Annotated in this window: 8 protein-coding genes; 4 read left to right on the top strand and 4 right to left on the bottom strand. The window is 68.3% G+C overall.

Annotated elements, in window-relative coordinates; all coding sequences use genetic code 11:
- Window positions 1–53 precede the first annotated feature (53 nt).
- Both AUL28_RS11455 and AUL28_RS11460 read right to left on the bottom strand, forming a co-directional pair.
- Entirely contained in the window at window positions 54–1505 is a 1452-nt protein-coding gene (locus tag AUL28_RS11455; protein ID WP_244493498.1) for an NCS1 family nucleobase:cation symporter-1, read from the bottom strand.
- Between the two features lie 183 nt (window positions 1506–1688).
- The gene (locus AUL28_RS11460; RefSeq protein WP_244493499.1) at window positions 1689–2282 is read right to left on the bottom strand and encodes a TetR/AcrR family transcriptional regulator; all 594 of its coding nucleotides are present in this window, start codon (window positions 2280–2282) and stop codon (window positions 1689–1691) included.
- A 192-nt stretch (window positions 2283–2474) separates the two neighbouring features.
- Between AUL28_RS11460 and AUL28_RS11465 the strand changes: the two genes are divergently transcribed.
- The 4 genes from AUL28_RS11465 to AUL28_RS11480 all read left to right on the top strand — a co-directional run bounded on the left by AUL28_RS11465 (window position 2475) and on the right by AUL28_RS11480 (window position 7722).
- On the top strand, window positions 2475–2972 hold the full coding sequence (locus tag AUL28_RS11465; RefSeq protein ID WP_062232560.1) for a (2Fe-2S)-binding protein: 498 nt from the start codon (window positions 2475–2477) through the stop codon (window positions 2970–2972).
- A complete protein-coding gene (locus tag AUL28_RS11470; protein ID WP_062232562.1) occupies window positions 2969–4027 on the top strand; it encodes an FAD binding domain-containing protein in 1059 nt (352 codons plus the stop codon). The genes AUL28_RS11465 and AUL28_RS11470 overlap by 4 nt, the downstream gene beginning before the upstream one ends.
- Window positions 4020–6275 carry a xanthine dehydrogenase family protein molybdopterin-binding subunit gene (locus AUL28_RS11475; protein ID WP_062232564.1) on the top strand — a complete coding sequence of 752 codons (2256 nt, stop codon included), beginning with the start codon at window positions 4020–4022 and terminating at the stop codon, window positions 6273–6275. Before AUL28_RS11470 ends, AUL28_RS11475 begins: the two co-directional genes overlap by 8 nt.
- Before the next feature lie 109 nt (window positions 6276–6384).
- On the top strand, window positions 6385–7722 hold the full coding sequence (locus tag AUL28_RS11480) for a hypothetical protein (RefSeq protein WP_062232566.1): 1338 nt from the start codon (window positions 6385–6387) through the stop codon (window positions 7720–7722).
- An 893-nt stretch (window positions 7723–8615) separates the two neighbouring features.
- Here the strand turns inward: AUL28_RS11480 and pbpC are convergent.
- Together pbpC and AUL28_RS23010 are read right to left on the bottom strand one after the other, a co-directional pair.
- The gene (gene pbpC, locus AUL28_RS11485) at window positions 8616–10865 is read right to left on the bottom strand and encodes a penicillin-binding protein 1C (protein WP_244493500.1); all 2250 of its coding nucleotides are present in this window, start codon (window positions 10863–10865) and stop codon (window positions 8616–8618) included.
- A 162-nt stretch (window positions 10866–11027) separates the two neighbouring features.
- A partial coding sequence (locus AUL28_RS23010; RefSeq protein ID WP_192843445.1) for a hypothetical protein occupies window positions 11028–11436 on the bottom strand: 409 nt, incomplete at its 5' end.

Genomic DNA, 11436 nt, shown 5'->3' on the forward strand with positions numbered 1-11436 from the left:
GGGGCGGGCCGACGACTGTCGTCATCGCGAGGAAAGGGTGAACCCTTTTCGCGTCAGGCCGGAACGGGCTTGGCGCCGCGCGTGGTCCGCAGCGCGTAGTAGAGCGCGCCCGAGATGGCGACGCCGAAGAACCAACCATAGACACCCCACCAGCTCGGCATGATCGAGGTCAGGCCCGGCAGGATGGAGGAGAAGAGAATGCCGACGCCCGCGGCCAGAAGGGCGTTGCCGTGCCAGCCATTGCCGAAGCGGAATTCGCCATGCTCCTGGTAGAGCGCGGCGACGTCGATCCGGCCCCGACGGATCAGGTAATAATCCACCATCATGACGCCGAAGATCGGGCCCATCGTGTTGCCGATCATGTTGACGAAATGCGCCGCGCCCCCTTCCCACGGGGCGAAGGGATAGAGCACCAAGGCGATGAAGGCCGCGATATAGCCGCCCTTCTTAAAGTCGATCTGGCGCGGGAAGACATTGGCGAAGTCGAAGGCGGGCGAGACGAAATTCGCCACGACATTGATGCCGAGCGTCGCCACCGCGAAGGTGATGGCGGCGAGCAACGCCAGAACCCAGCTGTCGAACTTGGCCGAGATTTGGTCGGGATGCAGCAGCACCTCGCCATAGACATTGAAGGCCGCGATGGTGGTGACGCCCGCCACCAGCGAGAAGAGAATGAGATTGACCGGCAGGCCCCAGAGATTGCCGATCGTCAGCGAACGCTCGCTCGGGCAATAGCGAGAGAAGTCGCAGAAATTGAGATAAAGCGCCGAAAAGTAGGTGACCCAGATCGCGGCGACGGCGGCGAGCGCGCTAAACGACCCCGGCACGCCGGGCACGCCCGCATCCTTGGTCTTCTCCAGAAGCACATCCATCGGGATCGTGTGATGAAAGGAAAAGCCGCCCGACTTCACCACGAGATAGACCGCCAGCAGCAGCATCATGACCCAGACGGCGGGGCCGGCCCAGTCCTGGAACTTGCGCACGGTCTCCATGCCGTTCTGAATGATGAGGAGCTGGAGGCCCCAGATCACGACGTAACAGATGAGTTCCAGCGTCGAATGGCCGAGCATGTGGTTCGACTGGTGGAACTCGAGGAGACTTTCGTTGCGGATCAGAAGCGCGACGATGGCGCCGGATGCGGCCGCCGTCTGCGCGCCGTACCAGAAGCAGGCGACGATGGCGCGCACGATGGCCGGAAAGTTCGCGCCCCAGATGCCGAAGGAGGCACGCGCCAGAACCGGGAAGGGAACGCCCGTTCGAACACCCGCGATGCCCACCATATGCATCAGGCAGAAGATGATCAGCGAGCCGATGCCGATCGCCAGCAGGAAGTTGACGAAGCTGCCGCAGAAGAGAAACAGGCTGGCGGCGAGATAATAGCCCCAGAGGCTGTGAACGTCCGACGTCCAGACGTTGAAGATCGAGAAGGCCCCCCAATTGCGCTCCCGCGCGGGCGCCAGATCCTCGTTGATGAGGTCGGGTGAAGCATTCGGAATGGGGTGCACGTCTGGTCCTCCTTGCATGGTCGCGGCCAGCCGACAACCCCCGTGCGGCCGCGCGCAGATGCTCGCGCTATCGAACGGACTTGGCAACCATCACGCGCCTGTTATCCGCTGGAAGACTGAGTGGCCGAGACCGGGAGGCTCGGTTGCGAATGCGCCAGCGCCCGCCTCGTCTCGATCCGCTCGTCAGCTCTCGGGCATGTTCCCGATGGCCGATGCCCCGAGTCCATCCACGAAAATGTCGAGAAGCCGGATCGCGTTGGCCTCCCAGCCGGGCTGACGACCCATCATGGAGAGGCCCACCATGGCTTGGAGCACATCTTCCGGCCCGATATCGGCCCGGATCGCACCGGCCGCAGAGGCGCGCGACAGAAGCGCCTCCAGCGCGCGCGTCAGATGCGCGAAGGAGTAGGCGTAGATTTCGCTGGAACTGTCGATCGCAAGGGCCAGCGCCGTCAGCATCCCGCGCTTTGTCGCCGCCATGCCGACGCCCGCGTGGAGCCAGAGGCGAAGCGCTTGGATCGGCGGCTCGCGCTCGCAAAGCTGGGCGGCGAGGTCCACCAGTTGTTCCACCTCGCGCCGATAGACGGCCTCGAACAGCGCCTCGCGCGTCGGAAAATGCCGGTAGAGCGTGCCGATGCCGACACCCGCGCGCCGCGCCACGGCCTCCAGGCTCGCCTCCGGCCCCCCGGCGCGAAACACCTCCGCCGCCGCCAGCAGCAGACGCTCGCGGTTCTTCACGCTGTCGGCGCGCGGCTTGCGGGCGGGAGGAGTTGTCAACGGACGATCTTGGGCCATGTCGATTCTAGAACGCCTCCAGCCTTGAAAGCGGAGGGTGCCTCCGTATAATATTCAGGGAGACGAAGGTCCGAGCCTCGAGTCGCTCTTCGCCCGTCGTCGCCTTCGCTGCGTGTCCGGTCTCGGGGCGCGGCCCCGTTCTTCGGTTCGACATATCACTGAAAAGGTGACGGCATGAACCCGACACTTCAACTCACCATCAATGGCGAGCGGCGCGAGATCGCGCTGGACGATCCGCGCGTGACGCTGCTCGATCTCCTGCGCGAGCGGCTGGATCTCACCGGCACCAAGAAAGGCTGCGACCGGGGCCAGTGCGGCGCCTGCACGGTGCTGGTGGACGGCAAGCGGGTGAACAGCTGCCTCGCGCTGGCGATCAGCCTCGACGGTGCCGAGGTCACCACGATCGAGGGGCTGGCCGTGAACGGCGCGCTGCATCCCGTGCAGGCGGCCTTCATCGAGCATGACGGGTTCCAGTGCGGCTATTGCACGCCCGGCCAGATCATGAGCGCGGTCGGTCTCATCTCGGAGGGGCAGGCGGGCGATGATCCCGAGCGCGTGCGCGAGGGCATGAGCGGCAATCTCTGCCGCTGCGGGGCCTATGCCGGCATTGCCGAGGCGGTGATCGAGGCGCAACGCGTGATGAGCACGCCCGCACGGGAGGCTGCCGAATGAACCGCTTCGATTATATCAGGCCGCAGACCATCGCGGAGGCCGTGGCGGCCGCGTCCGAGCCCGGCGCGGCCTATCTCGCCGCCGGCACCAATCTCCTCGACCTCATGAAAGGCAGCGTGTCCCGGCCCGCGCGCGTCGTGGACATCACGCGCCTGCCGGATCTCTCCGAGGTCGAGACGCTGAGCGACGGGGCCACGCGCATCGGCGCGCTGGTGCGCAATGCCGATCTTGCCCATGACCGCGCCTTTGCCGCGCGCTATCCGGCCGTGGCCGAGGCGCTTCTTTCGGGCGCGTCGGCCCAGCTGCGCAATGTCGCCACCACGGGCGGCAATCTTCTGCAACGCACGCGCTGCCGCTATTTCTACGATACAGCGAGCGCCTGCAACAAGCGCGAGCCCGGCACGGGCTGCGACGCGCTGGGTGGCGAGAACCGCGCCCATGCCGTGCTCGGCTGGAGCGACCATTGCATCGCGACCCACCCGTCCGATTTCTGCGTGCCGCTGGCAGCGCTTGGGGCGATGGTCGAGATCGAAGGCCGGGGCGGGCGGCGCGAGGTGCCGCTCACTGAGTTCCACCTGCTGCCCGGCGACAGGCCGGATCGCGAAACGGTGCTGGAGCCCGGCGAGTTGATCGTCGCGGTGCGCCTGCCGCCCGAGGCCGCCGCTTTCGCCGCGCATTCGCGCTATCTGAAGGTCCGCGAGCGCACGTCCTACGCCTTTGCGCTCGTCTCCGCTGCCGCCATGCTGCGGCTCGACGGCGGGCGGATCGCGCAAGCGCGCATCGCGCTCGGCGGTGTCGCGCTGAAGCCTTGGCGCGCGCCGGAGGCCGAAGCGCTTCTCGTGGGCCAGGAGCCGAACCGTGAGACGTTCGAGCGCGCGGCCGAACTGGCGCTCCGCGAAGCCCGCCCCTCCGGCGACAATGCGGCCAAGATCACGCTCGCGCGCCGCACGCTCACCCGCGCGCTGCAACTCGCCGCCGCTGGCACGCCAGAGCGCCTACCCGCGCTGCCGGCCTCCGCCTTCGCCAGCTCGTCCTCCGAGGTGTCCCATGTCTGAGATCGCTCCGACCCGCGAAGCCCGCCACACGCGGCACGGCTCCAATATCGGCCAGCCCATGACGCGGCGCGAGGGCGTGCTGAAGGTGACGGGCGCGGCGCGCTTTGCCGCCGACAACCATCCGCCGGGAATGCTCTATGCCGTGCTCGCCGTTTCGACGGTCGCGCGCGGACGGCTCGTGTCGCTGGACCTCGCCGCCGCCAAGACCCATCCCGGCGTGGTCGATGTGATGACCCACGAGAACCGCCCGGCGCTCGCCTCCGACCCGGACGAGAAGTCCAACCCGTTCATGTTCCGGCTCGATCTCCTGCAGAACGACCATGTGCGCTATGCCGGCCAGCCGGTCGCGGTCGTGATCGCCGAAACGCTGGAAGCGGCGACGGAGGGGGCGGCGCTTCTCGCCCCGCGCTTCGAGGCAGAGACGGCCCGCGTCGGGCTGAATGGGGCGGAGGTCTTCGCGCCGTCTTCGGTGGGCGTCGGCAACCCGCCCAAGGCCGAGAAGGGCGATGTGGACGCCGGCCTCAGCGCCGCCGCGCATCGTGTCGAGGCGACGTATGAAACCCCGGCCCAATATCACAACCCGATGGAGCCGCACGGCGTCGTCGCCGTCTGGGAGGGCGACCGACTCTCGCTCGACATGCCGAGCCAGGCGCTCGTCATGGCGCAGGGACGGCTGGCCGGGCTCTTCGGCATTCCGCCTGAGAATATCCATATCCGCAGCCCCTATCTCGGCGGCGGGTTCGGCTCCAAGGGCTTCCCGGCCGGGCCGCAGGTGCTCGGCATTATGGCCGCGAAACTGACCGGGCGGCCGGTGAAGCTCGTGGTCAAGCGCGAGCAGATGTTCGGCCCCGTTGGCCACCGCGCGCCGACGCGCCAGCGCATCCGCATCGGGATGGACGAGACAGGGAGCCTTACGGCCATCGAGAACCATACGCGCACGGCGTCGAGCACCTATGACGACTTCTTCGAAGCCGCCGCCGATGTCGCGCACACGCTCTATGCCAGCCCCGCCATCCGCACGAGTTACGAGGCCGTACGGCTGGATACCGGCACGCCGCTCTTCATGCGCGCGCCGGGCGAGGCGCCGGGCTCGGTCGCGCTGGAAAGCGCCATCGACGAGGCGGCACAAGCCGCGGGCATGGACCCGCTCGCGTTCCGCTTGAAGAACTATGCCGAGGTCGAGCCGATCTCCGGCAAGCCCTTTTCCTCCAAGGCCCTGCGCGAATGCTACCGTCAGGGGGCGGAGCGCTTCGGCTGGGACACGCGTCCGCTGGAGCCCCGCGCGATGCGGGACGAGGCCGGGCGCTTGAGAGGCTGGGGTGTCGGCACGGCGACCTTCCCGGCGCTGATGTTCCAGGCGAAGGCGCGCGCCACGATCCGCCGGGATGGCAGCGGCCTCATGGAAACCGGCGCGCATGATATGGGGCAGGGGGCCTGGACGGCGCTCGCCCAGATCGCCGCCGACGCGCTCGGCCTCGACATCGACGCCGTGGAGTTTCGCGCCGGCACGTCCGACCTGCCCGATGCCGGCATTGCCGGCGGCTCGGGCCACACGGCGACCGCCGGCATGGCGCTGCATCAGGCCGGGGCGAATGCCATCGCCAAGCTGGCGGACCTCGCCGTCAAGGATGAAGCCTCACCGCTCTTCGGGGCCGGCAATGTCGGCACGGTCGCGCGCGGCGGGCGGCTCGTCCGGCGCGATGACGAGAGCCGGGGGGAAAGCTTCTCGGATATTCTCGCGCGCGCCGGTCTCACCCATATCGAGGCGGAAGGGGCGGCGCAGCCGGACGGCGCGGCGCAGGAGGCCTATGCCATGCACGCCCATGGCGCGGTCTTTGCGGACGTGTCGGTCGATCCCGATCTCGGCCAGATCCGCGTCACCCGGCTGGTCGGAGCCTTCGCGGCCGGGCGCATCATCAATCCGCGCATGGTGGAAAGCCAGCTTTTCGGCGGCATGATCTGGGGCCTGTCCTTCGCGCTGCACGAGGAGGGCGTGAGCGACCCGCGCACGGGCCGGGTGATGAACGCCGATCTTGCCGAATACCAGATACCCGTTCAGGCCGATATTCCGGCCATGGAGGCGATCCTGGTGCATGAGGACGATCAGCATGTGAACGCGCTCGGCATCAAGGGCGTCGGCGAAATCGGCATCACGGGCACCGCGGGGGCCATCGCCAACGCCGTCTGGCATGCGACGGGCCGGCGGCTGCGCCGCTTCCCGATCCGCCTGACGGACCTTCTGGATTGAAGGAAGGGCGCGGGGATCGGCCCGATCCGACGCCCCGCGCCTCTCGCGTCTTGCGCAAGGTCGCTGTCTGCTGGCAAAGCGGGGTGACGCGGAAGAGGGAGCCCCCGGCATGACCACAGGACAGGAACTCGCGGGCGTGATGCGGTTCATCGACCGCCCCGAATGGGGCAGCCTGTTCGAGGAAGTTCTGACAGAGCATATGGGCTCGGCGCTCGACACCCTGCGCCTCGACTATGACGATCTGGAAACCGCGCTCGGCCCCGATCTGGGGACCGCGCTCTGGGACTGCGCCTTCGAGGATTTCCTGACGCGCGAGATGGGCGAAGACGGCCGCAATCTTGCCGACACCTATCTCAAGAAGCGCGGCTGGAAGGAAAGCCCGCGCGCCAAAGCCTATATCGCGGGCATTCGCACCTCGCGGATGGGCCTTTACGAGCTGAGCGAGGTCGTGCCGGGCGAGTCCTTTTTCGCGCGCGATTGTCTTGCCCGCGGAGAGCCCGTGCAGGTGTTCCAGCGCGGCGCCGAACTGCCAATGCCCCTACAATCGGGGGACCGGATCGCGGCGCGGCTCGTCCGGCTGAATGACCGACTTGTTCTGGCAAGCGGGCTCCTGCCCTGCCGCGACGAGGTCGCGGCTCGAATTCAGGATCGTTTCGCGGAGCCGGACACCGCGTCCGATCGCGCGCAAGCCACGCCGACGCAGGAGCATCCGAAGGACGATAGCCCGGATGCGCTCGCACCTTTCATCACGCATGTCTGGCTGCTCGACATGCTGCCGCGCGTCATCGACCAGCTGCGGACGGCCCGCAACACGGATGGCGAAGAACCCCTCCTTCACGAATTCCGATACCCGCTCGCGCCCGGTGCGCGCATGTCGGAAATCGCCGCGCGTCTGAACGCGGCGGAAGGCCTGACCCCGCTTCGCCCGAAGGTCTGGGGCTCGCTCGCAACCGTCCCGGACACGGCCACCCCGCTGGAAATCTCGACCGAGATCGACGCCGGGAAGGGGCGGATCGCTCTGGTCCAGATCGCCCTGGAGGAGCGCGTCGTCGTGCTTCTCAGCCAATCGGCGGCACGCGCCGAGCAAGGCGCCGCGCGTCTGGAAGAGGCGCTCGGCGAGGTCCTGCTGGCGCCGACGATCCAGATCGAGCGCCATTATGCCGGCTTAGGAGACATCGAGGGCCTCTCGCCGGAGGACCTGACCGGGCGCGTGCACGGCTTCCTCACGGGCTATTACCGCCGGGCGCTGGACCGGCCCGTGGCCGCCCTGGGCCATCAATCGCCGCGCGCAGCCGCCGCGGGCGGAGACCGGAAGGGGGAATTGGCCGACTGGCTGAAAGGTTTGGAGGCGCATTCGGCCAAGGCTCACGACCCCAAGCAGGCCGCAGCAGCCTTCGATTTCGGCTGGCTCCGCCATGAACTGGGTTTGGACGCGCCGAAAGGCTGAGGGCTTCGAATCGAGGCGATGCCCCGGCGTATGGGGGTGCGGAGGCTCGTTCGTAAAGTCGGGCCAACTCTCGCGCATTAGCCGCCTTCGATTCGGCATTCAGGCCGCCGCGCGACGGATGAGAACCTTGATGAAGGCAGCACCGAAGAGGGAACGATCTTTGCGTCGTTCTGGCTGATGCGGATATCTGGGGCATTCGGATGCAGGCGATCGGATCGATGGCCTCGGCCGCATTGCATCCGGCGGTGACGTCCGGCTTGATCGATGGTTTGCTTCCAGTCGCTTACAGGCGGCGCCCCTTTCGACCGAGCGCCCCCGGAATTGGAGTCCAGTATCGGCGCCCCATCGACCCGATTGAATGCTTGAGGTGCAATCCATGACGCCGGCCCAGTTCGATCGTATGTTGCTTCGGATCGTCGGCTCGCTTCTCCTCTGGATTGCGCTCGTTGTCGTGAGCTACCTTTTGTCGACGTGAGAACGGCGGGGCATTGTTCGGATTCGTGCTCTGGACAGAGGCGCAAGGGCGATTGGAGGACGTGTGATTCTCGATGCGATCGGGTTGCTTCTGGAGTTGCTGCTCTGTGATCCTCGCAGCGGCAGGGATCGGGTCGATTGGCGGATCAGAACGATACAGACGATCCGATGGATCGGGATCGCTCTTCTGATCGCGTTGATAAGTATGGCAGTCCTTTCCGGAAGATATGAATGATCGCCTGCGCCGAGCCGCCTTCGGCGCGAGTCCACCCGCACAGGACGGCAGGTGGCGCAGACCGCCATCAGATGCGTCCGATCGCTCTGCCGCGCTGTGACCCGAACGGCGACCCAGACTTTCCGCTTAGAGCCGGGGACAAAACCCTGCGGCGGATTGACCCGAAGGGTTTTGTCCCCGGCTCTTAGTCCAGAAACACCCGCGTCGTTGCGGCCGCGCCCGCTGCGTCCACCACGGAAATCGTGACGAAGCCGGGTTCCCTCGGGCGCCACGTCGCCTGGCGTTCGAACAGGCCCGACAGCGTCGCGCGTCCGTCCACATACCACGTGAAGGGCGGGCGTCCGTTGCGCAGCTTGAGGCTGAGCGCTGCGCCCGAACCTGGCCCTTCGCTCAGACCCAGTTCGATATGGGCGGCGTTAGGGGGGAAGAGAATTTCAGGGCCGCCGCCCCGCGTGCCCAGGCCCTTGGGCGCGAGATGGCGCATCGCGGGGGGCAGGCGGCTGGCACTGGTCTGGATGCCGGGCGGGGGCCCTGGCAGGCGCATCGGCGGGCCGATCCGCGCGAAGACGTCCCGCATGATGGGCACTGCCACGTCCTGCCCGACGAGGCCCGGCACCGGCGCGCCGTCCGGCCGCCCGACCCAGACGCCCACCACATGCCGTCCGTCATAGGCGAGCGTCCAGGCGTCGCGATAGCCGAAGGACGTACCGGTCTTGAAGGCCAGCGTGCCGGGCGACGTTTTGGTGGTGGAGGGCGCGCCGGAGAGGATCGAGGCGACGTACCAAGCCGCCTGCGAGGACAGGATGCGCTGCCCCGCGTCCAGCTTGCCGGACGCAGCTTCAGGCCCGCCGAACGCGGCGTTCGGCGCGCCGCTGCGCTCGGTCTCGATGCGCAGCGGGCGCGCGACCCCGCCATGGGCGAGCCCTGCATAGAGGCGCACGAGGTCTTCCAGCGAAATGCCAAGGCCCCCGAGGCCGATGGCGAGGCCCGGCAGCGAGCGGTTCCCGAGTTCGAGTTCGGCCCCCGCTCGGCGGATGCGATCCACGAGGCGCGAGGGGCCGACGGCGGCGAGCAGTTCCACGGCCGGTAGATTGCGCGAGAGTTGCAAGGCGCGCCGCGCCGTCAGCGTTCCCTCGAACCGCCCGTCGAAATTGCCGGGATTGTAGCCCGCAAACGAGGTCGGCCGGTCGTCCATCAGGGATTCGGGATGGGCGACGCCGCGCTCGAAGGCGAGCCCGTAGATCAATGGCTTAAGGGTCGAGCCCGGCGAGCGCTCGGCCTTGGTGAGATCGACATAGCCCTGCCGCGCGGCATCGAAGAGATCGGGCGAGCCGATCGTGGCGACGATCTCGCCGCTCGTATGATCGGCGACCACGATAGCGAGGCTTTGGGGCTTGGGCAGCCCCGCCACCTTCTCGCGCGCATAGGCTTCGAGCCGCGCCTGAAGGCCGGCGTCCAGCGTCAGGCGAAGGCGCTTGCGTGCGTCGCGCGCTTGAAGCGAGCGCTGGCGCGCACCCTCGGCCGCATGGGCGGCCAGGGTTGGCATGGCGAGCCGACGCGTCGGCACGGGCTCGCGCTGGCCTCGCTCGGCTTCGCCGGGCGACAGGATGCCGAGCGCGGCCATGCGCGCGAGCACGCGGTCGCGCGCCGCACGCGCCCGCTCGGGATGAAGGTCCGGGCGCAGCCGCTCGGGGCTTTGCGGCAGTGCGACGAGCAGCGCCGCTTCCCCCGCCGTTAGGCGCTTGGGCTCGTGGCCGAGCCAGGTGAGGCTCGCCGCGCGCAGGCCCTCGACATTGCCGCCATAGGGCGCGAGCTTGAGATAGACCGAGAGGATTTCATCCTTGCCGAGTGCGCGCTCCAGCGCCAGCGCGTCCAGCACCTGCCGCCCCTTGGCCGAAAGGCTGCCGGTGGGCAGGCGCTCCACGAGGCGCGCCACCTGCATGGTCAGCGTCGAGCCCCCCGATACGATACGCCCGTGCCGCGCGGATTCCAGAACCGAGCGCCCCAGCGCGATCAGATCGACGCCGCCATGCGTGGCAAAGCGCTTGTCCTCCCAGCCCTGCAGCATCTGAAGAAAGCGCGGATCGACATCGCTGACGTCAGCGGCCAGCCGCCAGCGCCCGTCCGAGGCGGCGAAGGCGCGCAGCAGCGTGCCGTCCCGCGCCTCGACCACCAGCCCGGTCTCGGGTTCGCGCAGGCTGGCGGCGCGGCTTGCCACGGCGCGCTCCAGCGCCGCCCAGCCGCCGAGACCGAGAAGAAGGAGCGCCAGGGCAGCGAGCGCAATGGCGGGTCGCGAACGGCGGGGGCGCACCGCTCGCACGCCATGAGGCGGCACGGCCTCCGGCGCGGCGGGCTGTGGGTCGCGCCGCCAGAGGCGGCGCATCGGGCGCATGATCCGGCCCATCACACCCGGCCCCGGTGCGAACGCGTCCATCTGGATGACCCGGCCCCGAACGGGACGTGCGGGGCTCGACCGGCGGTAAGGCGGGCGCGCCGCAGCGCCGAAGGCGCGGCAACTTCATTCGAGGCCCCGGCGCGGCACTCAGCCGAGGCGAGGCTGGGTCGCGAGTTTTCCGCCACTCCCACGCGCCTCGCCTCAGCGCGTCGGGCCGACGATCGCAACATGCCCTTCGTCGGTGCGCCCGCGCCGCTCGGGGCGATACATATCCTCGACGCTCGCGGCGGGGTGGACGAAGCTGCCCGGCGAAAGCGCACGCACGATATAAGCAAAGCGCATGGCGGCGGTGGACTTGGCGGCCTTGTCCACCGCGACCAGGAAGCGGTCGGTGCGGAACTCGGTATGAGCGGCCTCGCCGGTCAGCTCCAGAAAGTCGAGCGCGGCAAGGTCCCCGCCCTTGAGGATGGCGGGATTGTCGATCGCCATGCCAGCGGGCAGCGGATCGTCGATCATCAGCCGCGCGGCATTCTCGTCCACCGGCTGCACGTCGAGAACGGCGACGAGCCGGTCACCTTGCGCGATCGTGGCGGGGTCCGCCTCTTCGCCC

Source organism: Aureimonas sp. N4 (genome assembly GCF_001463925.1).
In the GTDB taxonomy this organism is placed as follows: domain Bacteria; phylum Pseudomonadota; class Alphaproteobacteria; order Rhizobiales; family Rhizobiaceae; genus Aureimonas; species Aureimonas ureilytica_A.

Excerpts from the sequence above, each read along its gene's own strand:
- AUL28_RS11465 (WP_062232560.1), top strand. The coding sequence starts at position 2,475 with ATGAACCCGACACTTCAACTCACCATCAATGGCGAGCGGCGCGAGATC.
- AUL28_RS11470 (WP_062232562.1), top strand. The coding sequence starts at position 2,969 with ATGAACCGCTTCGATTATATCAGGCCGCAGACCATCGCGGAGGCCGTG.
- AUL28_RS11475 (WP_062232564.1), top strand. The coding sequence starts at position 4,020 with ATGTCTGAGATCGCTCCGACCCGCGAAGCCCGCCACACGCGGCACGGC.
- AUL28_RS11480 (WP_062232566.1), top strand. The coding sequence starts at position 6,385 with ATGACCACAGGACAGGAACTCGCGGGCGTGATGCGGTTCATCGACCGC.
- pbpC (WP_244493500.1), bottom strand. The coding sequence starts at position 10,865 with ATGGACGCGTTCGCACCGGGGCCGGGTGTGATGGGCCGGATCATGCGC.